The 21,847-nt window shown below is 71.0% G+C and carries 20 protein-coding genes; 9 read left to right on the forward strand and 11 right to left on the reverse strand.

Annotation, left to right across the window (positions count from 1 at the left end; genetic code table 11):
- Positions 1-8: 8 nt before the first annotated feature.
- From lepB to H1W00_RS09860, 5 genes are all read right to left on the reverse strand, one after another.
- The gene (gene lepB, locus H1W00_RS09840) at positions 9-590 is read right to left on the reverse strand and encodes a signal peptidase I (protein ID WP_181755540.1); all 582 of its coding nucleotides are present in this window, start codon (positions 588-590) and stop codon (positions 9-11) included.
- Positions 575-1,267 carry a DUF305 domain-containing protein gene (locus tag H1W00_RS09845; protein WP_181755541.1) on the reverse strand — a complete coding sequence of 231 codons (693 nt, stop codon included), beginning with the start codon at positions 1,265-1,267 and terminating at the stop codon, positions 575-577. The genes lepB and H1W00_RS09845 overlap by 16 nt, the downstream gene beginning before the upstream one ends.
- Before the next feature lie 86 nt (positions 1,268-1,353).
- Positions 1,354-3,444 carry a copper amine oxidase gene (locus H1W00_RS09850; protein WP_181755542.1) on the reverse strand — a complete coding sequence of 697 codons (2,091 nt, stop codon included), beginning with the start codon at positions 3,442-3,444 and terminating at the stop codon, positions 1,354-1,356.
- A 17-nt stretch (positions 3,445-3,461) separates the two neighbouring features.
- On the reverse strand, positions 3,462-4,217 hold the full coding sequence (locus tag H1W00_RS09855; RefSeq protein WP_181755543.1) for a hypothetical protein: 756 nt from the start codon (positions 4,215-4,217) through the stop codon (positions 3,462-3,464).
- Positions 4,218-4,356: 139 nt separating this feature from the next.
- On the reverse strand, positions 4,357-5,844 hold the full coding sequence (locus H1W00_RS09860) for a hypothetical protein (protein ID WP_181755544.1): 1,488 nt from the start codon (positions 5,842-5,844) through the stop codon (positions 4,357-4,359).
- Positions 5,845-6,139: 295 nt separating this feature from the next.
- Between H1W00_RS09860 and H1W00_RS09865 the strand changes: the two genes are divergently transcribed.
- Complete coding sequence (locus tag H1W00_RS09865; protein WP_181755545.1) at positions 6,140-6,682, forward strand: hypothetical protein; 543 nt, start codon at positions 6,140-6,142, stop codon at positions 6,680-6,682.
- Between the two features lie 63 nt (positions 6,683-6,745).
- Here H1W00_RS09865 and H1W00_RS16850 read toward each other — a convergent pair whose 3' ends face one another.
- Positions 6,746-6,871: a hypothetical protein gene (locus H1W00_RS16850; RefSeq protein WP_276568726.1), complete on the reverse strand. Its 126-nt coding sequence runs from the start codon at positions 6,869-6,871 to the stop codon at positions 6,746-6,748.
- Here H1W00_RS16850 and H1W00_RS09870 point away from each other — a divergent pair.
- The 6 genes from H1W00_RS09870 (at position 6,870) to H1W00_RS09895 (ending at position 13,587) form a co-directional block, all read left to right on the forward strand.
- On the forward strand, positions 6,870-7,430 hold the full coding sequence (locus tag H1W00_RS09870) for a YcnI family protein (protein WP_241732834.1): 561 nt from the start codon (positions 6,870-6,872) through the stop codon (positions 7,428-7,430). The two genes, H1W00_RS16850 and H1W00_RS09870, sit on opposite strands and share 2 nt — an antisense overlap.
- A complete protein-coding gene (locus H1W00_RS09875; RefSeq protein ID WP_181755547.1) occupies positions 7,427-9,076 on the forward strand; it encodes a copper resistance protein CopC in 1,650 nt (549 codons plus the stop codon). The genes H1W00_RS09870 and H1W00_RS09875 overlap by 4 nt, the downstream gene beginning before the upstream one ends.
- On the forward strand, positions 9,073-9,654 hold the full coding sequence (locus tag H1W00_RS09880; protein WP_181755548.1) for a hypothetical protein: 582 nt from the start codon (positions 9,073-9,075) through the stop codon (positions 9,652-9,654). The genes H1W00_RS09875 and H1W00_RS09880 overlap by 4 nt, the downstream gene beginning before the upstream one ends.
- A 107-nt stretch (positions 9,655-9,761) precedes the next feature.
- A complete protein-coding gene (locus tag H1W00_RS09885) occupies positions 9,762-10,730 on the forward strand; it encodes a DUF4192 domain-containing protein (protein WP_181755549.1) in 969 nt (322 codons plus the stop codon).
- 19 nt (positions 10,731-10,749) lie between these two features.
- Positions 10,750-12,225 (forward strand): glutamate-cysteine ligase family protein, encoded by a 1,476-nt coding sequence (locus H1W00_RS09890; protein WP_181755550.1) that lies wholly within the window; start codon positions 10,750-10,752, stop codon positions 12,223-12,225.
- 102 nt (positions 12,226-12,327) lie between these two features.
- Positions 12,328-13,587, forward strand: coding sequence for an RNA polymerase sigma factor (locus H1W00_RS09895; RefSeq protein WP_181755551.1), 1,260 nt, complete (start codon positions 12,328-12,330; stop codon positions 13,585-13,587).
- Between the two features lie 56 nt (positions 13,588-13,643).
- On the opposite strand, the gene H1W00_RS09900 is transcribed toward H1W00_RS09895, so the two are convergent.
- Positions 13,644-14,123: a hypothetical protein gene (locus H1W00_RS09900; RefSeq protein WP_181755552.1), complete on the reverse strand. Its 480-nt coding sequence runs from the start codon at positions 14,121-14,123 to the stop codon at positions 13,644-13,646.
- Between the two features lie 72 nt (positions 14,124-14,195).
- Entirely contained in the window at positions 14,196-15,437 is a 1,242-nt protein-coding gene (locus tag H1W00_RS09905) for a polysaccharide pyruvyl transferase family protein (protein WP_181755553.1), read from the reverse strand.
- Positions 15,438-15,544: 107 nt separating this feature from the next.
- Between H1W00_RS09905 and H1W00_RS09910 the strand changes: the two genes are divergently transcribed.
- Positions 15,545-17,086, forward strand: coding sequence for a phospholipase D-like domain-containing protein (locus H1W00_RS09910; protein ID WP_181755554.1), 1,542 nt, complete (start codon positions 15,545-15,547; stop codon positions 17,084-17,086).
- Between the two features lie 68 nt (positions 17,087-17,154).
- Here the strand turns inward: H1W00_RS09910 and H1W00_RS09915 are convergent, their stop codons facing one another.
- Positions 17,155-17,385 (reverse strand): DUF7455 domain-containing protein, encoded by a 231-nt coding sequence (locus tag H1W00_RS09915; protein WP_181756237.1) that lies wholly within the window; start codon positions 17,383-17,385, stop codon positions 17,155-17,157.
- 104 nt (positions 17,386-17,489) lie between these two features.
- Here H1W00_RS09915 and H1W00_RS09920 point away from each other — a divergent pair, with 104 nt between their 5' ends.
- Positions 17,490-19,565, forward strand: a complete 2,076-nt coding sequence (locus H1W00_RS09920; protein WP_286928039.1) for a DNA gyrase/topoisomerase IV subunit B — start codon at positions 17,490-17,492, stop codon at positions 19,563-19,565.
- Positions 19,566-19,649: 84 nt separating this feature from the next.
- On the opposite strand, the gene H1W00_RS09925 is transcribed toward H1W00_RS09920, so the two are convergent.
- Together H1W00_RS09925 and H1W00_RS09930 are read right to left on the reverse strand one after the other, a co-directional pair.
- Entirely contained in the window at positions 19,650-20,144 is a 495-nt protein-coding gene (locus H1W00_RS09925) for a beta-class carbonic anhydrase (protein WP_181755556.1), read from the reverse strand.
- The gene (locus H1W00_RS09930; protein ID WP_181755557.1) at positions 20,141-21,847 is read right to left on the reverse strand and encodes an MFS transporter; all 1,707 of its coding nucleotides are present in this window, start codon (positions 21,845-21,847) and stop codon (positions 20,141-20,143) included. Before H1W00_RS09930 ends, H1W00_RS09925 begins: the two co-directional genes overlap by 4 nt.

Consider the following 21,847-nt stretch of genomic DNA (forward strand, 5'->3'; position numbering starts at 1 on the left):
ACGGGGTCTCACGGCCAGCCGAGCAGGACCCGCGCCCTGACGCTCGAGAGCGGGAGGAACCCCGACTCGCCGGGGCGGGCCCGCATTGCGCGGGAGTCGAACGACCGGCGCCGGTTGTCGCCCAGCACCCACACGTGGCCGGGCGGCACCGTGACGTCGTACGTGCCGTTCGCGACGTCGGCCGGCGGCTCGGCCAGGTACGGCTCGTCGAGCACCCGACCGTTACGCATCAGGGTGCCGCCGGGCGCGCAGCACGTGACGCGGTCGCCCGGGAGGCCGATCACGCGCTTGACCATCGCCTCGGTGCCCGACGTGTCGCCCGGAGCGGCTCCGAGTCGCTGACGCTCGGCGTCGCTCCAGCTCCGCGGCATGTCGAACACGACGACGTCACCGCGGTCCAGCCGGCTCGTGCCGAGCGTGGTCGTGAGCAGGGTGCTGCCGGCGTCGTGCGCCGGTGCCATCGACGGCGAGGTGACCGTGGCGTGGCCGACGAGCCCTGTCGCGAGGGACAGGGTGACGATCCCCGCGGCCACCGCCCCGGCCCACCACCCGAGGTGGTGGGGCCGGCGCAGGCTCACGGCCGGGTGCACGTGGCCGGTCCGTCCTTCTCGCACCACTGCTTCAGCAGGTTCCGCATGTACGTGATCTCAGTGGTCTGCTCGCTGATGATGTGGGTCGCGGTGCTGTGGACGAAAGCGTTCGACTGCTCGGGCAGGTAGTCCTGCGACATCGTGACGGCACCCTCGTGGTGCTCGATCATCGCCCGCAGGAACGCGACCTCGGTCTCGGGGGGATCGAGCGCGGCGATCTCGTCGACCCGTGACTGCGGCAGCATGCCGGGCATCGCGTCCGCGTCGTGGCTGTGCTCGTCCGAGGACCCGGTGGTGTCCTGCCAGGCGCGGAGCCACGCCTTCATGGTCGTGATCTCGTTCTTCTGGTCCTGGATGATGAACCGCGCCGAGGAGCCGACCCGCTCGTCGAGACCCTCGTGGCGGCGCACGTTCTCGGCCAGCTCGATCGCCTGGCGGTGGTGCATGATCATCTCGCGCGTGAAGACGACGTCGGCCGCGCTCGGCGGCTCGGCCTTCTGCAGGCGGGGGAACGTCTTGACGGTGCCCCAGGGGCGCTCGACGGTCTCGCGCCGCTCGGCGGTGTCGGCTGCCTTCGTGCCGCCCAGCGCAACCTGCTGGGTCTCGGTGCCGCAGGCGGCGAGGGTCGTGGCCGCCAGCGTGAGGGCGGCGGTTCGCAGGAGTACCTGGATGCGCATGGGGAGCTCCGTCGTCGGGGAGTCGAGGGGGGGGACCGGGGCGCCGCCCGTGGGGTGACGCCCCGGTCCGTCGGATCAGCTCGTGGTCACTTCTTGACCGTGAGCCTGACCCAGGTGCTGCCTGCCTTGACGGTGGAGCTGCCCGAGTAGGACACCCTCACCGCGTAGCCCTTGGGCTTCTTCGGTGCCGTGAACGTCAGGTTGGCCTTGCCCTTCACCAGGGTCAGGGTCCTCACCTTGCCGTCCACCGTGATCGACACCCTGCCGGTGGCGGGCTTGCCACCGGCGGTCACCGTGACGGCGACCTTGTTCGTCCGGCCGGGCTTGACCGTCGTGGCCGCGAGGCGCACCGACAGCTTCGGCGTCGACTTCACGACGGGCCGCGGCGTCGGGGCCGTGGTGGGCCTCGTCGTCGGGGCCGTCGTCGGGGCCGTGGTGGGCTCCGTCGTCGGCTCGGGCGTCGGCTCCGTCGTGGGCGGGGTGCCCCAGACGAGCGCATCGGACTCCGCGACGTTCGTGGGGAAGCCGGTGGCGGACGCGCTCACCTTGACCGTGATCGACGCGTTCATGTCGGCCTCGGTCAGGGTGTAGTCCTGACCGGTCGACACGGCCTCGCCGTTGCGGAACCAGGTGTGCGCGTACGTCAGCCGCTGCGCGGCGCTGCGCCACGTACCCGTGCTGGACGTCAGGACCTTGCCGACCGCCGGCACGACCGCGGCGGCGCCGTCGGCCTTGTCGCTGATCTTCGGCTTGACCGTGTTCTCCGGGGTGCACGGCTTGGTCACCGCGTTGACCGAGGAGAACGGACCGTTGATGCACTTGCGCGAATCGGTGATGGTCGGCTTCTGCGCGAAGAAGTCACGCGGCACCAGCTGGAACTTCTGCCAGTGGATCGGCATCGGCGACTGGTCCTCGTCCTTGTCCGTGTGGTGGAACCCGACGTTGACCCACGCGACCGGGTCGGTCAGCTCGTGGGTGTCACCCGCCACGTAGTCGAGGATGCCCTTGCCCGGGCAGCCCGCGTTGAGGTTGTCCGACGCGTACTCCTCGCAGGAACGGTAGTTCGTGAACGTCACCGAGGGTGCCCAGTCAGGGATGAGCGCGTTCGACGTGTTGTTGTTCACGATCTCGTAGGAGCGGGCGTGGCCGTCCTTGTTCTTGCTGTTCGGGTTGAGGACGCGCCACCAGCTGAGCTCGTCGTGGTCGTCGTTCTCGATCGACGTGAACGCCGAGCTCTTGACCGTTCCGGTGCCCTCGACGATCGGGGCCCGCGTCCCGGCACCGGGACTGGCGAAGTCCCACTGCTCGACGGTCTGCTTCTCGCCCTTGTCGATGCCGAAGTCGACCTTGAACATCGCGTTGTGCCAGTGCGATCCGGCGTACGACTGGATCTCCTTCGTCGTGGTCTCGCCGCCGGTCGTGGTGGTCACCGACGACTTGCCCGAGAGCGGCCAGCCGGTCTTCGGGTTGTTGCCGAAGAACGCGTTGCCGCTGTCGGACGCCCAGCCGGGGGCGATGTCGCCCGTCGCGCCGAGGCCGACGTCGATCTGGCCGTGGTCGTCGAACGTCACCCGCTGCTGGTACTCGTACCAGCTGATCTTCGAGATGGACGAGACCGCGAGCGCCGTGCCCTGGTCGGCGTACAGCGTGCCGCCGCCGATCTGGGTCTCCTGGGCGTGCGTGACGAGGCCCATCGGGTCCTCCTGCACGCAGATGCCCGGGACGGTCCGCTCGACGAGCCGGCCGCTGTACGTGAACGACTGGTCCACGTCGAGCGCCTCGCCGCTGCAGACCTCGGGGCCCTGGGTCATCAGGTACTGCTTGCCGAACCCGTAGGAGGTGATGTCGTTGTACTGGACGTGACCGGTGTCGTACGGCACGTTCAGCTGGGCGATGTTGAGCTGGTCCAGGACCCGCTTGTACCCGGCGTACTCGTACTCGCCGGTCGCGGGCTTGAACTCGATCTGCTCGAGGATGAGGCCCTTGATCGGGTGGATGCGCGCACACATCCGCCACGCGGAGCCGTTCTCGAGCTCCTTCGTGATCGCGCTGTCCGCGCAGGCCAGGGGCGAGTCCTCGGCGGCGGCTGCCGACGGGGGCAGGGCCGACACGAGCCCCGCGGTGAGGAATGCGGTGGCGCCGGCGGCGACGATCCGCGTCAGTGTCTTCATTCGCATCGGACTTCTCTTCCTGCTCACTGGGTGCGGACGATCTTCTGGGTGGACAGGTTCACGACGAAGTCGAAGGTGTTGAGGTACACCCCGGACGCGGTCGAGACCATGAGCTGGGCGCAGCGGTCCTTGCCGCACTCCTGGCCCTTGGACGTGGTCTTGTTGAAGACCCAGGCGCCGGCGACGTAGTCGACCTGGTCGGGATCGATGAGCGGGACGCCCATGTTCTCCTCGAACTCGGTCGTGAAGCCCAGATCGGCGTCGGACTCGATGGCCAGCTTCATCGCCAGGTCCGCCTCGGTGGCGGAGGTCGGCGGCTGGGCCGTGCCGGACTTCTTCGTCTCGATGACCTTGCCGGCCTCCAGGTCGACGACCTGGTCGTACGTCACGTCGTGCGTGTAGTCGTAGAGCGCGACCACGGCGGTGCGGCCGGTGTGGCCCTCGCTGAGGTCGGGCAGGTCGGCGTAGAGGAACTCCGGCCCGTCCTTGCCGCGGACGTCGGTGGCGTCCGAGGGGACGCTCGAGTCGGTGGAGGCCACGTGGATCGCGTAGCCGGTCTCCTCGGCGGAGAGCCCGGCGCGGTCCTCGCCGAGCTTCGGCTTCTTGGTGGGCAGGTCTCCGTCGCCGACGACGTTGAACTTCGTGCTGTTGCCGGAGTCGGTGCCGCTGACGTCCTGCTGGGCCATGACGTAGGTCGTGGCGGCGGCAGTCAGTCCGAGTGCGAGGGCAGCGACGGCGACTTTGCGTGTCCTCCAGGGCACGCGCTGTGACGCATTCACATGGTCTCCTTGTGGGGCTGGAAGTGATCGACACCGGAAGGCACCGGGTCGTCGGGACCGGGTCGGGGAGCCGGTCCCTCGGTCCGCCGACGACGGGACGGCGGACCGAGGACTGGGGGGAGCCGCGCGGGCTGGGGGATCAGCGCACGGTGGCCTTCTTCTTGAGGGAGGCGCCGGAGGTCGAGGCGTCGCCGGCGTAGACCACGCGGACCGTGGCCCTGCCCTTGCGCAGGCCGGTGACCGTGATCGTGCGGGTGCCCCTGCTGAGCGTCGCCCGCTTGACCTTGGTCCGGCCGCCGACCTTGACCGTCACGGTGACCCGGCCCGTCCGCGCTCCGGCGGAGGAGACGATGGCCTTGACCTTCAGGCGGCCCTTGCGAGGCGACGAGGTGCCGACGCGGATCCGCGACGTGGCCCTGGCGACGACGCGCACGGGGCTCGTGACCGTCGCGGAGCCTCCGGCGTTGGTGGCCGTCACGGCGGCGGCGATCCTCCGGCCGGCATCGGCGGCGGTCAGTCGGTAGCTCCGGGCGGTGGCGCCGGGGATGGCCCGGCCGTCACGCGTCCAGCGGATCGCGAGGGAGGCCGACGTGCTCCACGAGCCCGTGCCCGCCGTGACCGAGCTGCCGACCCGGGCGGTCCCGGCGACGGTGGGCCGGACGCGGTTCTCGGGCGCCGTCAGCACCGGCGCGGGGGCGGTGACGGGACCGAACTCCGCCGACTCCGCGACCGCCTGCGTCCAGCCGGACCGGCTGGCGGTGGCGCGGACCCGCAGGCTCGACCCGATGTCCTCGGCCTTCGTCCGGTAGGTGGCCCCGGTGCCGACGACGGTGGCGCCACGCAGCCACTGCAGCGTCACGGTGGCGTCCGACGGCGTCCACGAGCCCGTCGTCGCGGTCAGGGTGGAGTCGACGACGGTGGATCCCGTGATGACCGGCTTCGCCGCGTTCGCGATCGGCTGGACCGGTGCGGTGCCACCGGTCACGGGCGCCGTCGCGGTGCTCGTGGCCTTCTCGGTGGCGCCCTGGACCATGGCGATGACCTCGACCGAGATGGTGCGGCCGGCATCGTCGTTGCGCAGGCGGTAGGTGGACGCCGTGGCGCCCTCGATCGGCGTGCCGTTGCGCAGCCACTGGTGGCTGAAGGTGACGTTCTGGGTGGGGTACCAGGTGCCGCGCGCGGCCGTCAGGACCGAGTCGACGGCCGGGGTGCCGCTGATCGTCGGCCGGACGAGGTTCTCGCTGATCTGGGTGAGGTACGCGTTCGCGACGAACGTCTGGGCGTCGGCCAGGCTGATGGGGGTCGCCTGCGGCTTGTCTGGCTGGTTGTCCCACCACTCGCTGACCGCTTCGTTCTGGTTCTCGAACCAGAGCGTGTACGACCCGGCCTCGAGGCCCCGGAACTCGTAGGCGCCGGCGGCGGAGTTCGCGACGGTGGCGCCGACGAACTCTCCGGTGGACCGGTAGAGCGACACGTCGATGCCCGGTGCGATGACGTGGCCCGTCTCCAGGACGGTGCCCCGGATCACGCCGGTGCCGTCCTGCGCCACCGCCGTCGCCGGGAGCGCCAGCGCGGACGAGGCGACGGCTGCCGCGGTGAGGTGGGACAGGACTCGTGTGACTGACATGCGGGGAAGTTCCTTCGGCTGGGGACGATTCGGCCCTCAATCTGTCCCCGACGCGTTTCGGGAGGCGGTCGTCGCGCGAACCGGCGCGTTACGAGAGGTCTCCGGATGTGAAGGTGTCGCGATGGTGAATGAGACACCGAATGGGAATCCCTCGCCGTTCCAGCGCAGGTGGACATCCCGGAACGGGCCGTCGCCACGGGGAACGGAGGCGCTCCGCAGGGCCCGCGGTGACGGCCGTGTAAACATCGCGTCACGGAGTGGGGCCACGAGTTCGCGGGCCCGTACGATGACGATCGTGTCAGCCCCCGGAGCCCCGATCGCGCGCCTCGTCCGCGCCGCGTCGGTGAGCCTGTGGGCGATCGTCATGGCAGTCGCCGCCCACGTGGCGGGCGGTGGTGGGGTCCCGCCGGCCGTCGCCGTCGTCCCGGTCGTGGTGGCCGGGGGAGCGCTGGCGTGGTGGGCCGCCGCGCGGCGGATCGGCTTCGCCTCGGCGCTTGGCCTGCTCGCGGTGCCGCAGGTTGCCGTCCACGTCCTGACTGGCTACGTGCACGGTCACCAGGTCGTGCCCGGTCCTTCGATGGCCGTCGCGCACGTGGTCGGCCTCGTCCTGGTCGCTGCCGGCATCGCCGCTGCCGAGCGCCTCTGGTGGGCCTGGTGGCAGCGCGTCACCTTCGTCCTTCGCCTCGGGCGCCCGCGTGCGGTTCCGGCGCGCGTGCCCCTCCCGTGCCCGACGACCGGACCCGTGTCCGGCGTCCGCCTCCTCGAGCACGTCGTGGTGCGGCGCGGTCCGCCCGCCTCCTGGGTCGTCATCGCCCCGGTCGCCCGCCCCTGCGGGTGACCTCGTGCCGCCTGTCCGCGGGCGGCTCCCCGAACTCAGGAGAAGAACCATGTCCCTTGCACGTCATGCTGCCCGCGCAGCAGCACTCACCCTCACCTCGTCGGCCCTCGTCGTCACGGCGGCCGCAGTGGCCTCGGGCCACGTCAGCGTGACCCCGTCCTCGACGGCGGCGGGCTCGTACAGTGTCATGACCTTCTCGGTCGGTCACGGCTGCGATGCGTCGCCCACGACGCGGCTGACGATCCAGCTGCCCGAGGAGATCATCGCCGTCACGCCCACGGTGAACCCGAACTGGACGATCGAGAAGAAGATCGAGAAGCTCGACTCCGCGGTCGACAACGGAGACGGCGGCGAGTACACCGAACGCGTGGCCGAGGTCGTGTACACGGCGAAGAGCCCGCTGGAGGACGGCCTGCGTGACACCGTCGCACTGCAGTTGCCGCTGCCGGAGGAAGAGGGCACCAAGCTCGTCTTCCCCGTGATCCAGACGTGTGAGAAGGGTGAGACCGCCTGGACCCAGACGTACGACGAGGACCAGGACGAGCCCGAGTACGCGGCGCCCTTCATCGAGACCACGGCCTCCGAGGGCGACGGTCACGGCAACGGCGCCACGGGCGACGACGAGGCGGCGGATCACGAGGAGGCCGGGACCGGTTCGAACACCCTCGGCTGGGTGGGCGTCGTGCTCGGCGCCCTCGGCCTCGCAGCGGGCGGTCTCGCGCTCGGCCGCACCCGGAGCCGCGGGTGACCTACGCCCCGGTGGCCCGGAGGGCACGGCTCGCCGCCGTGCTCTCCGGGCTGCTCCTGCTCCTGGTGTGGCCCGTCGCGGCCTTCGGCCACGCGTCGCCCATCGGGAGCAACCCCGCGGACGGTCAGGTGCTCACGCAGTCCCCGGCCGAGCTGACCGTCACGTTGACCGAGCCGGTCAGCCTCGCCGGCTCCGGCAACGCCGTGCTCGACGCCGCGGGGGAACCCGAGGCCGCCGAGTTCACCGTGCGCGACACCGTGCTGCGGATCCGGCCCGTGAAGCCCTTGCCCGACGGTACCCACGTCGTGACGTGGCGCGTCGTGTCGGCCGACTCCCATCCCGTGACCGGGGGATTCACCTTCGCCGTCGGCGCAGCCACCCCCGGTGCCATCGGGGTCCCGGTCACGCAGACCGAGCGCGAGCTCGTCGTCGCGCGAGCCGTCGTGGAGGCGCTCCGTTACGCCGGCGCCCTCGGAGTCGCCGGGCTGGTCGTCTTCTCCCTCTTCATCGCCCCCGGAGCGGCTCGTCGCGAGCCGGCCGTCGAGCGGCGCACCCGGCGCACGACGGCCGGCCTCGGTGCGCTCGCGGTGGTCGCCGCGGTCCTGCTCATGCCGCTCACCGCCGTCTGGGAGTCCGGTGGGCCACTGTCGTCGGTGATGACCGCCGAGGCCTGGCGCGACGGTGCCGCGTCCTCCGCCGGGATCGCCGCGCTCGTGTTGGCTGCCGGCGTCGCCGCGGCGCTGCTGGGCCGCGTGCGCGAGCCCGTCCTGGCCGCGGTGGGCGCCGCCCTGGTTGTCGCCTCGCTCCTCCCGGTCGGACACACCCGCAGCTACGGCCCGTGGTGGCTCGTCCTCACGGCCGACCTCGTCCACGTGAGCGCCGCCGCCCTGTGGTGGGGTGGTCTGCTGGGCCTGGGCCTCGTTCTCGCCGCCGGGCCCGCACTGCGGGTGCAGGACCGCGCCACCGCGGTCACCCGCTTCTCGGCCGCCGCCGGGGTCTCGCTCGTCGCGCTCACGGTCGCCGGAGTCGTCCTCTTCTGGCGGATCTCCGGGTCGTTCGCGGCGCTGTGGGAGACCGGCTACGGCCGAGCGGTGCTCGTGAAGGTGCTGCTGCTCGTGCCGGTCGTCGCGGTGGCCGCCTGGAACCGGCAGGTTCTGGTCGGCCGGCTCGCCGGACGCGATGCCGCGTCCGCCGCGGAGGTGCTCCGCCGCACCGTCTCCTTCGAGGCTGCCGTCGTCGCCGCGGTGCTCGTGGCCACCGGCGCGCTGGTCGGCCAGACGCCACCGGCCAGGTCCGACACCGTGGCTCAGGACGCGCCCACCGTGCAGCGCCTCGAGCTCGAGCTGGGGGAGTCCCACACGGTCGACGTGGTCGTGACTCCGGTGCGTCGGGGCACCAACGCGATCCAGGTGACGCTCACCGACGCGGCCGGCGACGTCGTCGACCTCGAGGAGGCGCCGCGCCTGCAGATCGCCCTCGAGGAGGCCGAGGTCGGGCCGATCAACCGGCCGCTGACCCGGACGAGGGCGGGCCACTGGGAGGCCAGTGCCGACCTGCCGCTGCCGGGCGCGTGGCGCCTGTCGGTGTCCGCGCGACTGAACCGCTTCGACGAGCCGGTGGTGTCCGGAGAGGTGGAGATCCCATGAGCCCGCGCAACGCGGCGGCACGAGCCCTCGTGCTGCTGGTCGCCCTGATCGCGGTGACGGCCGGCACGGTTGCGCCGGCCCTCGCGGACGTGGCGATCGACGAGGTGCTGCCCCAGGGGGACGGGACCTCCGTCCTCGTCGTCACGGTCCTGGGCGGCTGCGAAGGGTCGACCACGAGTCTGGTGCTCGAGCTGCCCGAGAGCACGGCGGCGATCGAGGCGACGGGGCCCGACGGATGGGACCGCGTCCTCGACGGTCGCCGCGTCGGGTTCACCGGGCCCGGCCTCCCGCCCGCCCAGGCGACCGAGTTCCTGGTGACCTCCCGCATCGGGGCCGAGCCGGGGGAGTCCGTCACCGTGGCCGCCGAGCAGCGGTGCGAGAGCGTGGCCGGCATGGTGCGCTCCGAGCCGACGTTCGAGGTGACCGCCGAAGCGGTCGACCCGCGGATGACCGTCCGGGTGCCCCCCGAGGTGTCCCCGGGAGCCGACAGTGCGCAGGTCGCCCTGGTGGTCGGCGTGTTCGTGCTCGCCGTGGCGTACGGAGCAGCGGTGGTCCGGAGGCGGAGCACGCGCCGCTAGGAGGCGCCGGCGCCCGTCGTCCACAGGGCCGGCCGCGCGCCGCCGTCCGTCCACAGGGACTCGGCAAGGGGTTCAGCCGGACCCGCCTCCGGCACGAGGGTCGTCCCATGCCTGACGACGTGTTCCGTGCCCACACCCATGAAGACCTCCTCAACGCGCTGCCGACGTTCTTCGGCTTCGTCCCGCGCGAGTGCGTGATCGGGCTCGCGGTCTCCGGCGCGAACTGCCGGTTCGGGTTCAGCCTCCGGCACGACCTGCCCGAGGCCGGGTCCGAGGACGAGCTCGCGGCCGACCTCGCGGGCCACCTCCTGCGCAACGGCGACGAGGGCTTCTTCCTCTTCGCGCTGTCCGACGACGTGGAGCGCGCCCGCACGATGGCCCTCGCCCTGCGCGACGCCCTGCCGCCGCGCCGGGACTGGCTGACCATCTGGGCGGACGGCGAGCGCTACTGGGCCGATCTGCCCGGGCACCCGCAGGACGGTCTGCGCTACACGCTCGACGACCACCACGAGGCCATCGTGCACGCCGTCGCGCAGGGGCAGGTCATCGCGCGCGACCGGTCCGACCTGGCCGCCGACGTCGCGCCCGCCCGGGGCCAGCGCCAGCGCTGGCTCGAGGCGGCCCACGAGGAGGTGCTCCAGCGCTTCATGGCCCGCGCGCTCACGACCGACCCGGACACCTTCCTGTTGCGCGAGCAGGAGACGGTCGCCCGGCTCACCGAGCGCTTCCTCGCCGAGGAGCGGCTCACGGACGGCGACCTCGTGGAGCTGGCCGTCCGGGTCTCGGGCCGCCAGGTGCGCGACTCGGCCTGGCTGCGCATCACGCGGCAGAACGCCATGCCGATGTACGCGCTGTGGGCCGCGGTCTCACGGGTCGCCGCCGCCGACTTCGCGCCGGCCTCCTTGTGCCTGGCCGGCTTCGCCGCGTGGCAGATGGGCGACGGGGTCCGGGCCCGGTTCGCGCTCGAGCGGGCCCTCGCGCTGGAGCCGCACTACCGCATGGGGGTGCTGCTGCACGGAGCGCTCGAGGCGGGCCTGCATCCTGACCGCTGGTCGGCGGCCGATGCGAGCGCCTGATCGGCCCTAGGCTGGCTGCATGGGACAAGACGTCGAAGCCCGTGAGTTCACCGGCGAGGACCGTGCGAGGTACCGCGCCAAGGTGCGCCGGAACCTCGACGTGCTGGCGGCGATGCTGGGGGAGCAGGACTTCTCCGTGCCCGACCCGCACGTGGGCATCGAGATCGAGTTCAACCTCGTCGACGAGACCGGCGACCCGGCGCTGCGCAACGCCGAGACGCTCGACGCCATCGCCGCCGAGGACTTCCAGACCGAACTGGGCCAGTTCAACGTCGAGATCAACGTGCCCCCGTCGCCCGTGGCGGGGCGGGGCCTGGCCGACATGGCCGACAGCATGCGCGACGACCTGAACGCCGCCCAGGAGAAGGCCCAGACCGTCGGCACCGGACTGATGATGATCGGCATCCTTCCCACGCTCGACACGCAGCACCTCACGCGCGAGGCGATCTCGTCCAATCCGCGGTACCACCTGCTGTCCGACCAGATCCTCACGGCGCGCGGCGAGGACATCCACCTGGTCATCAACGGGGTCGAGCGACTCCGCACCACCATCGACACGATCATCGCCGAGGCCGCCTGCACGAGCACCCAGCTGCACCTGCAGGTCGAGCCCGACGACTTCGCACCCACGTGGAACGCCGCGCAGGCGATCGCCGGGGTCCAGATCGCCGTGGGCGCCAACTCGCCGTTCTTCCTGGGTCGCCGACTGTGGCAGGAGACCCGCATCGCGCTGTTCGAGCAGGCCACCGACACGCGCACCGACGAGCTCAAGGCGCAGGGCGTGCGCCCCCGCGTGTGGTTCGGCGAGCGGTGGATCACGTCGGTCTTCGACCTCTTCGAGGAGAACTCGCGCTACTTCCCGGCGCTGCTGCCGATCGTCGACGACGAGGACCCCGTGGCCGAGATCGAGGCCGGCCGGATCCCCACGCTGCCCGAGCTGCGGCTGCACAACGGCACGATCTGGCGCTGGAACCGCCCGATCTACGACGTCGTCGACGGCAAGCCCCACCTGCGCGTGGAGAATCGGCTGCTGCCCTCGGGGCCCACGGTGAAGGACACCGTCGCGAATGCCGCCCTCTTCTACGGGCTGGTGACGGCGCTGACCGAGCAGGACCGCCCGGTGTGGAGCCAGCTGTCGTTCCGGGCGGCCGAGGAGGGCTTCCACGAGGCGGCCTCCGCCGGCATCGATGCCGAGGCCTACTGGCCCGGCATCGGCACGGTGCCCGTCCGCGAGCTGGTGCTGCGCCACCTGCTTCCGCTGGCCCACGTCGGGCTCGAGCGACGCGGCGTCGACGGCGCGGTGATCGACGAGTTCCTGCAGATCATCGAGCGCCGTTGCGTCACCGGACAGAACGGGTCCTCGTGGATGACGGCCCAGTTCGACCGCCTCCACACGCGCGGCTCCGACGTCTTCGACTCCATGCGCGCCCTCACCCGGCGCTACGCGGAGCACATGCACAGCGGCGAACCGGTGCATTCCTGGCCCGTGGGGTGAACCGGTACTTGGATGTTTCGGGCACCGTGGCAGACTTGACCCAGAGGTTGACCGCAGGCCTCATTGTCATGCCCGAAACGACGTTGTGAGGTTGATGTTCCGGTGACTCGAGCCGCCCAGACCGCGAAGGCAGCGCCCGCGAAGAAGGCGCCCGCGAAGAAGGCCGTCGCCAAGAAGGCCCCGGCGAAGAAGGCCCCGGCCAAGAAGGCGGCCGCGAACGGCGCCAAGGAGGTCGTGCTGGGGGACCAGGTCGATCTGGCCGACGTGCTCGAGACCAAGCCGGCCGTCGACGCCGACGGCAAGAAGGTCCTTCCCGACATCGCCGACGAGGTCTTCGAGAAGGACCTGGCCACCGATCCGACGCTGAAGGAGGACGAGGAGGCCAGCGCCAGCTTCACGATCTCCTCGGCCGACGACACCGACGAGCCCGCCGTCCAGGTCACCGTCGCCGGCGCCACCGCCGACCCGGTCAAGGACTACCTCAAGCAGATCGGCAAGGTCGCGCTGCTGACCGCCGCCGAGGAGGTCGAGCTCGCGAAGCGGATCGAGGCCGGCCTCTTCGCCGAGGAGAAGCTCGCGAAGTCCAAGCGCGTCACGGAGAAGACGCGCGAGGAGCTCGACTGGATCATCGTCGACGGTCGCCGCGCCAAGAACCACCTGCTCGAGGCCAACCTGCGACTCGTCGTCTCGCTGGCCAAGCGCTACACCGGTCGCGGCATGCTGTTCCTGGACCTGATCCAGGAGGGCAACCTCGGCCTCATCCGCGCCGTCGAGAAGTTCGACTACACCAAGGGCTTCAAGTTCTCGACCTACGCCACGTGGTGGATCCGCCAGGCGATCACCCGCGCGATGGCCGACCAGGCCCGCACGATCCGCATCCCCGTTCACATGGTCGAGGTCATCAACAAGCTGGCTCGCGTCCAGCGCCAGATGCTCCAGGACCTGGGCCGCGAGCCCACCCCCGAGGAGCTGGCGGTCGAGCTGGACATGACGCCCGAGAAGGTCGTCGAGGTCCAGAAGTACGGCCGCGAGCCGATCAGCCTCCACACGCCGCTGGGCGAGGACGGCGACAGCGAGTTCGGCGACCTCATCGAGGACTCCGAGGCCATCGTCCCGGCCGACGCCGTGTCGTTCACCCTCCTGCAGGAGCAGCTGCACGCCGTCCTGGACACGCTCAGCGAGCGTGAGTCCGGCGTCGTGTCGATGCGCTTCGGCCTCACCGACGGCCAGCCCAAGACGCTCGACGAGATCGGCAAGGTCTACGGCGTCACGCGCGAGCGCATCCGCCAGATCGAGTCCAAGACGATGAGCAAGCTGCGTCACCCGTCGCGCTCGCAGGTCCTGCGCGACTACCTCGACTGAGTCACCGCTTCACGCAGAACGGCCCGCGACCTCACGGTCGCGGGCCGTTCTGCGTCTCAGGGCCAGGAGCCCCAGTCCCGCAGGACTGCGAACGGCGCGACCGGAGCGGACCAGACGACGAGCGAGAGATGCTCGTCGCTGTTCCCGTGCTCATCCACGCCCTCGCGCTGGTCGGGGACGAGGCCGGCCCAGTGAACCCGCAGCCGGACGGGGCCCGGCGGAATCTCGTGCTTCGACCGCGGGCCATGGTCCCCGGGCCAGCTGAGGATCTCCAGGGGGCCGTCACCCACGAGGGACACCTCGGCGACGTGCTGCCAGTGTTCTGACGGCGGGTCGGGCTCGTCCGCCAGGACCTCCAGGCTCACTGGTGTCGTTCCGAACTTGCGGGCCGTGCTGATCACCACGAAGCCGCCGTCGGTCCACAGGTGGTTCCGGTAGGTCTCGTGATCGCCCAACACGCTCAGTGGCCAGTCCGCGTCTTCTCGCACCGCGTAGAACTGGAAGTAGTCCGGCTCGACGACCCCGTCCCATCTCATGCGTCGAGTGTCCCAAACGCGGAGGCGCGTCGTGCGGCTCTCGCCGGATCCGCGGGACGGGTCCTCTCGCTGTCAGGACAGCCGGCGGCGCACGGCACGAGCGAGGCGCCGGGCGGGCGAGACCGGGCCGGCGTCCGAGCGGACCACCGGCGGGTAGCCCGGGTCGGTGGCGACGGATGCCACGGAGGCGTCGAAGCGCTCGGTCCCGCCGTCCGGGCCGAACCCGTGGCGCAGTCCGTGCCTCTCGAGGAACGCGGCGTAGGTGTCCCACCGCTCGCGGTGCCCGTCCACCAGTGCCGGCCAGTCGGCCTGCGCGAAGAGCTCGGGCACCGAGATCCCCGCCGGGTCGTGCTGGTCGAGCCGCACGAACGGGATCCGGTGGTACCGGGCCAGCTCGAGGGTGCGCGAGTCGTGCGCGAGCAGGACCGCCGGCGTGCCTGAGATCAGCGACACGATCGTGCCGTGGATGCGCGTGCCGTACGTGAAGCGCTGGCCACGGAGGAACTCCTGCCACGCCGGGATGTTGAGGGGGAACACGGTGCGACCGGGCGCGAACACCGGGTGCTCGGGCGACAGGGGCAGCCGGGCGTCGTCGCCGGAGAGGGGAGTGCCCCGCAGCAGCAGTCGCAGCGTGTGGATGTCCTGGCCGATGTAGGTGAGCCGTCGGTGCCGGCGCAGGCCCTGCTGCAGGATCGGGCCCATCTCGCGCACGTAGGGGGAGATGGTGATCGCGATGGGGTCGTCGTCGCCGACCGACCCCGGCAGGCGCAACGGCAGCTCGGGACCGTGGAGAAACATCGAGGGACAGCCGATGACGTCGACCTCGGCGTCGTCGAAGCCCAGGTCGAGCAGGTACTCCTTCGTGAAGTCGCCCCGGACGCCGATCGAGGGTCCGCGCTCGAGCACGGCCCGCACGAACCGGCGCGTGGCCGCCTCCACGGCCTCGCGCTCGTCGCGCGGCGCGTTCCCGTCGAGGTCGGCCTGCGCCCCGACGCCCAGGACGGTGAAGCGGGTGGTCAGCTGCTCGATCGCGGCGGCCTGGCGGTTCAGCGCCTTGAGGTTCGAGGCGCGGAAGTGGTTCGCAAGGGGGAAGACGACGTGGTCGAACTCGCGGTTCACCCGCGCGGGATCGGCGAACCAGGGACCGGTGGGCGCTGCAGTGACGTCGTCGCCGGGATGGGGGAGCAGCCGCTCGGAGGCGAAGCTGAAGGCCAGGTTCCCGACGTTGTTGCCGATCAGGTTGCGCTCGAGGACGCTGGTGGCGTCGGCCGGGTCCAGCGCCGCGTGGTGGACCTTCAGGAGAATGCGCGCCACCCGCCGGACTATACCGTCGGCGCCCCCGCCGCCGCGGTCCCACGACCCCGCATGACGATGGGTTAGTCTGTTCCGACCGCTTGTTTTCGTCTCGGGGGAGTTCCACCGTGTCCGTCAGTCATCGACTTCGACTCGCGAGTGTCGCCACCCTCGGTGCGCTCGTGCTGCCGCTCGTCGCCGCGTCCACCACCTTTGGTGCCGACGAGACCGAGGGCGCCGCAGCGGCTCCGGCCGCCGTCGAGCCGCAGGCGGACCCCACCCAGGCCCCGACCGCCGAGGTCCAGAAGGCGGCGCCGCAGGCCGCCGCGCCGGCCGCCGCCGCCGTTCGCAAGCGTCCTTACGGCGCCGCCTACCCGGTCGAGGTCGAGGGCAACTTCGCGCGTCCGTACTTCGACAAGGGCGGCCGCAACCGCGACTACACCCTCCTGAACGATCTCGAGCGCCTCATCCGCGGCTCCTACAAGACTCCGGCGGGCAAGCTCAAGTCCAAGGCGCAGCGCCGCGCCACCTCCGTCTACGCCGCGAACTCGCGCATGGAGGACTCGGTCCGCGTCGGCCGTGAGCTGGTCCGTGCGGCCAAGGCCGGCGTCAACGTGCGGTTCATCCACCCGAACGCCCACCAGTCCGGTGCGTCGAAGAAGCTGCGCAGCCAGCTCAACCGGACCAAGTACGGCAAGTTCAAGATCTGCTCCAACGGCAAGTCCATGGCCTGCCTCTCGCGCGTCAACGGCGCGATCATGCACTCCAAGATCGTCATGGTCAGCGACACGTACACCCGCAGCGGCCGTCGCGCCAAGGGCGTCGTGTGGACCGGCTCGTCGAACTTCGGCGGCCGCAGCGCCGAGCGCACCTACAACAACGGCAGCACCGTCTACAACGACAAGAAGCTGTGGTACGGGATGCGCGGCGTCTGGAAGGACATGTGGGCCGAGCGCCGCGTCGGCAGCGACTACGGCCGCTACATCGCCAAGCGCAGCTCGCGCTACGGCTACCGCACGGCCGCCCGCGACGGCTACTCCAGCCCGTACGCCAAGAAGGGCCTGCTGTACTCGAACCTGTCGAACTACACGATCCACGTGACGCCGCTGCGCGCGACGCCCACCAACGGTCGTGACCCGATCCTCAACATGCTCAACCGGATCGTCCCCGACGAGCAGTGCCGCATCCGCCTGATGGAGAACCGCTTCAAGTACCGCCGCATCGCGCTGGCGTACAAGCTCGCGGCCCTCAACAACGCCGGCTGCCGTGTCTCGGTCGTGGCCTTCAAGGACGACTGGAAGAAGAACTACCTCGAGCACTGCCGCCAGCTGCTGCGCGTCTGCAAGCCCGTGCTCGACGTCCTGAAGACGTCGCGCACCGAGGTCGACGCGGCCTACGCCCAGGTGCACGACAAGACGATCCTGGTCGACGCCAAGCTGAAGCGGAACCGGATGAACCCCGAGGAGCGCCTTCCCAGCGGCGGCATCTGGCCCAAGTCGGGCGCCCGCGTGAAGGTCGTCCTGGCCGGCTCGGCGAACCTCACGGGCTCGAACCTGGTGGCCAGTGACGAGATCACGACCATCACGACCGATCCCGACGTGTACGACTCCTACGTCGAGCACTGGCGCTCGGTCACCCAGACGAAGGCCTACGGGATCTTCAAGTACTGAGGACGACGAAACGGCGCCGAACCCCTCGGGGTTCGGCGCCGTTTCTCTGTCGGCTGGAGGGCGGACCCTCAGACGCTCAGGCTGTCGCTCTCGTCGCGGTAGGCGATGGCGATCTCGCGCAGGCGCGTCTCGTGCTGGCGGGCGTGGTGACCGCAGAAGACCAGGTCGGTGCCCGAGGGCAGTTCGACGCGGACCAGGGCCTGCGCGCCGCAACGATCGCAGCGGTCGGTAGCGGTGAGGGCGGGGAACTCGGCAGTGGCCGTCACGGTGTCCTCATTTCGTCGGTTGTCGTCGAACATCACCATGAATACTCCCTCACGACGCCAAACGTGCGTCGGACGCGCCGACGCCGCGTGTCACGTGCGATCCGGTGGGGCCGGCTCGATACCGTGGGGGCCGGGGGATCGATGAGGAGGAACCGGACATTTCGACCTACGACGCACGCAATCTGCTCGTCCTCGAGGGACTGGAAGCGGTACGCAAGCGACCGGGCATGTACATCGGCTCCACCGACACGCGTGGGCTCATGCACTGCCTCTGGGAGATCATCGACAACTCGGTCGACGAGGCGCTGACGGGGCACGGCTCCCACATCGCCGTCGTCCTGTACCCCGACGGCTCGGTCGAGGTCCGCGACGACGGCCGCGGTGTCCCGGTCGACATCGAGCCCAAGACCGGCCTGACCGGCGTCGAGGTCGTCTACACGAAGCTGCACGCGGGCGGGAAGTTCGGCGGCGGCTCCTACAACGCCACCGGCGGCCTGCACGGTGTCGGCGCGTCGGTCGTCAACGCGCTCTCCGCGCGCCTGGACGTCGAGGTCGACAAGGGCGGCGCCACGTGGGCGATGTCCTTCCGTCGCGGGGTCCCGGGCGTCTTCGCCGGCGACGGCGCCGACGCGGACTTCACCCCCGACAACACGCTGCGCAAGATCGGCAAGGTCGCGAAGTCCCGCACGGGCACCCGCGTCCGCTACTGGGCGGATCCCCAGATCTTCATCAAGGGCGCGAAGTTCGCCTACGACGAGCTGGTCGGCCGCGCCCGCCAGACCTCGTTCCTCGTGCCCGGCCTGCGCATCGCGATCCGCGACGAGCGCGAGGCGGAGGTGCGCGAGGAGGACTTCTTCCACGAGGGCGGCATCTCGGAGTTCTGCGAGTTCCTCGCGGCGGACACCGCCGTCAACGAGGTCCTGCGCGTCCAGGGCGAGGACACCTTCGTCGAGACCGTGCCGGTGCTCGACACGAAGGGCCACATGACGCCGCAGGACGTCGAGCGCACGCTCGGCGTCGACGTCGCGCTGCGGTGGGGCACCGACTACGACACGACCGTGAAGTCGTTCGTCAACATCATCGCCACGCCGAAGGGCGGCACGCACGTCTCCGGCTTCGAGCGCGGTGTCACCAAGACCTTCAACGAGGTCCTGCGCAACTCGCGGATGCTCAAGAACGGCGATCCCGACGTCATCAAGGACGACGTCCTCGAGGGCCTGACCGCCGTGGTCACGGTGAACCTGGCCGAGCCGCAGTTCGAGGGCCAGACGAAGGAGGTCCTCGGCACGCCGGCCGTCACGCGCATCGTGAACAAGATCGTCGCGCGCGAGCTGAAGGCCTTCCTGACCTCCACGAAGGCGGCGCAGAAGGCCCAGGCGCGCCTCGTGATGGAGAAGGTCGTCGGGGCGTCCCGCACGCGCCTGGCGGCCCGCCAGCACCGTGACACGCAGCGGCGCAAGAACGCGCTCGAGTCGAGCGCGCTGCCCGCGAAGCTGGCCGACTGCCGCAGCAACGACGTCGACCGCTCCGAGCTGTTCATCGTGGAGGGCGACTCCGCGCTCGGCACCGCCAAGTCGGCGCGCGACGCCGAGTTCCAGGCGCTGCTGCCGATCCGCGGCAAGATCCTCAACGTCCAGAAGGCCAGCATCGGCGACATGCTGAAGAATGCCGAGTGCTCGTCGATCATCCAGGTTGTGGGCGCCGGCTCGGGCCGCACGTTCGACCTCGACACGGCGCGCTACGGCCGGATCATCTTCATGGCCGACGCCGACTCCGACGGCGCGCACATCCGCTGCCTGCTGGCGACGCTGTTCTTCCGCTACATGCGGCCGATGGTGGAGGCGGGCCGGGTCTACACCGCCGTGCCGCCGCTGCACCGGATCGAGCTGGTCTCGCCCAAGAAGGGCCAGGACAAGTACATCTACACGTACTCCGACCCCGAGCTCCAGCGCACGCTGGCGCAGCTGAAGAAGCGCAACGTCCGCTGGAAGGACGCGCCCCAGCGCTACAAGGGCCTGGGCGAGATGGACGCCGACCAGCTGGCCGAGACCACGATGGACCCGCGGCACCGCACCCTGCGTCGCCTCACCGTCGACGACGCCGAGGCGTCGGCCGAGGTCTTCGAGCTGCTCATGGGCAACGAGGTCCCGCCGCGCAAGGAGTTCATCATCCAGGGCGCCTACGAGATCGACACCGAGCTCATCGACGCCTGAGGTGGCCGTGGACGGCGGAGCGTGATCTCGATACGCGTCTCGCTCCGCTCGCCCGCTACTCGATCACCGAGCCGACCGCCGGTGTCAGTCGACCTGGGTCATGAGGCCCGAGTCGACGTCGTAGATGAAGCCGGCGACCTCGACCGAGTCGGGGACGAGCGGGTGGCTGCGGACGCGGTTGACGTCGGCGCGCACGGTGGACTCCTGATCCTCGATCACGCCGATGGTCATCCAGGAGGCGTCCGTGCCGCTCTTGTCGCCGATCTTCGCCTTGACGTCAGCCTCGGTCGAGGACGCCATGGCGCAGCGGGTGTGCTCGACGACCAGGACGCGGTCGACCTTGAGCATGGACACGCCGAGCACGATCGCCACGAGCACCTGGTCGGTCACGCGGCCGCCGGGGTTGCGCAGGATCTTGGCGTCGCCGGGCTTGAGGCCGATCATCGCGAGGGGCTCGATGCGCGAGTCCATGCAGGTGACCATCAGGACACCCGCCTGCGCGATGCCGTCGAAACCTCCCTCGTGCGTCTGGGCGTACGTCCGGTTGGCCTCGAGGAGATCGTCGAATGCGGTCGTCATGAGGAAAAAGTAGCGCGCCGCCGCAGGAGCAGCAGAGCGAGGGCGGCGGCGATGAACGCGGCCACCGCGGCGCCGGTGAAGACGGCCTGCAATTGCGCGATCCCGGCGTCGCGCATCGCCCCGTTGTAGGCGCGGCAGGCGGTGGTGGCCCCGTTGCAGGGCTCCTCGATCGGCGGGATGTCCGCGACCGCCGACCGGAAGGCGCGCAGGCCCAGGGAGGTCAGCGCCGAGATGCCGATGAGCATGCCCACCATGCGCGCGACGACCAGCAGGGCGCTGGCGAGGCCGTGCACCTCGGCGGCCGTGTGCTCGAGCAGAGCGGCGTTGACGGGGGCGATGGCCAGGCCGAAGCCCAGGCCGCAGGCGGCCAGCACGACGGTGGCGCCGAAGGTCTCCAGGGACTTCGCGTCCCACGACGCCATGACGAGGAAGCAGGCTCCCGAGAGGGTGAGCGCCGCGGCCGTGAGCGGTCCGGCCGGCACGCGGCGCAGCAGCCAGCCACCGGCCACCGCGCCGACCGGCAGGGCGACGAGGAAGCGCAGCAGCACGAGGGCCGCCGCCAGCTGGTCGTCGGGCGCAATCGTCAGGCGGGCGAAGAAAGGGATGTCCACGAGGGCGGCGATCAGCGCCGAGCCGATGAAGAACGAGACGGCGATCGAGCCCCACGCGGGGGCGGACGAGAGCGATCCGCGGGGGATCAGCGGATGGGCGGCGTGCCGCCCGCGCCACACGAACAGTGCCAGCGCGATCGCGGCGACGGGCAGCAGGACGACCGCGTCGTCGGCCAGCACCGCCCGCTCGGGCTCCGCGCTGGCGAACGTGAGGATGACGGCGCCCAGCGCCACCGTGAGCGCGGCCGCGCCCCACAGATCCGTCTGACGGGCCACCTGGCCCCACTCGCGCCAGGCGAGCAGGGGCCGGGCCGCCGTCGCCTGTCGAACCACGAACGCCGCGCCGAGGCCGTACGCGACGAGCGCCACCGGCGTGAGCCATCGCGACTCGCCCACGACCGGGAGGAACGCCAGGCCGCTGGTGACGCCGGTCGTCAGGGACTCCGGCTCGAGCATCACGAGCAGGAGGCAGCCGCCGGTGAGCAGCGCCAGCACGAGTCCGGGCACGTCCCACCCACGGTCGGCGCGCGGGGGCCGGTGGCGCAGCAGGGCGGCCGCGATCACCAGCCCGACGGCGGCGTTGACCCAGAAGATGTCGTGCCACGTGCCGAAGGCCAGGATCGCGGCGCCCCACAGGGGCCCCACGACGCTGCCGAGCTCCTGCACGGCGCCGACGATGCCCAGCGGCAGGCCGCGGCGCTCAGCCGGCCACGTGTCGGCGATGAGGGCCAGCGTCGGGGGGATCAGCCCGCCGCCGCCGATGCCCTGGATGAACCGGCCCAGCACGATCGAGGTCAGGTCGTCCCCCGCCGCCGTGATGACCGAGCCGATCGCGAAGACGACGAGGCAGCCGATCAGCACGGGGACCCGACCGCGCAGGTCGGAGACCCGCCCGATCAACGGCAGCACCGCGACGTAGCCCAGCAGGAACCCCGAGATGATGGGCGCCGCGCGCTGGAGGTCGGCGACCGTCAGCCCGGCCGCGGTCATCATGTCGGGCAGGGCCAGCACGACGACGTAGGTGTCGGCCGCGGCGAAGCCGATCGCCACGGCGGCGAGCGCGAGCAACCCGCGCGACGCGAGCTCCCTCAT

Source organism: Aeromicrobium phoceense, assembly GCF_013868155.1.
GTDB classification, from domain to species: Bacteria; Actinomycetota; Actinomycetes; order Propionibacteriales; family Nocardioidaceae; genus Aeromicrobium; species Aeromicrobium phoceense.

What these genes read in the sequence shown, in the direction of transcription:
- H1W00_RS09870 (WP_241732834.1), top strand. Translation starts at nt 6,870, where the DNA reads ATGACCTTCTCGGTCGGTCACGGCTGCGATGCGTCGCCCACGACGCGG.
- H1W00_RS09880 (WP_181755548.1), top strand. Translation starts at nt 9,073, where the DNA reads ATGAGCCCGCGCAACGCGGCGGCACGAGCCCTCGTGCTGCTGGTCGCC.
- H1W00_RS09860 (WP_181755544.1), bottom strand. Translation starts at nt 5,844, where the DNA reads ATGTCAGTCACACGAGTCCTGTCCCACCTCACCGCGGCAGCCGTCGCC.
- H1W00_RS09900 (WP_181755552.1), bottom strand. Translation starts at nt 14,123, where the DNA reads ATGAGATGGGACGGGGTCGTCGAGCCGGACTACTTCCAGTTCTACGCG.
- H1W00_RS09925 (WP_181755556.1), bottom strand. Translation starts at nt 20,144, where the DNA reads ATGACGACCGCATTCGACGATCTCCTCGAGGCCAACCGGACGTACGCC.
- H1W00_RS09915 (WP_181756237.1), bottom strand. Translation starts at nt 17,385, where the DNA reads ATGTTCGACGACAACCGACGAAATGAGGACACCGTGACGGCCACTGCC.
- H1W00_RS09885 (WP_181755549.1), top strand. Translation starts at nt 9,762, where the DNA reads ATGCCTGACGACGTGTTCCGTGCCCACACCCATGAAGACCTCCTCAAC.
- H1W00_RS09845 (WP_181755541.1), bottom strand. Translation starts at nt 1,267, where the DNA reads ATGCGCATCCAGGTACTCCTGCGAACCGCCGCCCTCACGCTGGCGGCC.
- H1W00_RS16850 (WP_276568726.1), bottom strand. Translation starts at nt 6,871, where the DNA reads ATGACACTGTACGAGCCCGCCGCCGTCGAGGACGGGGTCACGCTGACG.
- H1W00_RS09850 (WP_181755542.1), bottom strand. Translation starts at nt 3,444, where the DNA reads ATGCGAATGAAGACACTGACGCGGATCGTCGCCGCCGGCGCCACCGCA.
- H1W00_RS09890 (WP_181755550.1), top strand. Translation starts at nt 10,750, where the DNA reads ATGGGACAAGACGTCGAAGCCCGTGAGTTCACCGGCGAGGACCGTGCG.
- H1W00_RS09930 (WP_181755557.1), bottom strand. Translation starts at nt 21,847, where the DNA reads ATGAGGGAGCTCGCGTCGCGCGGGTTGCTCGCGCTCGCCGCCGTGGCG.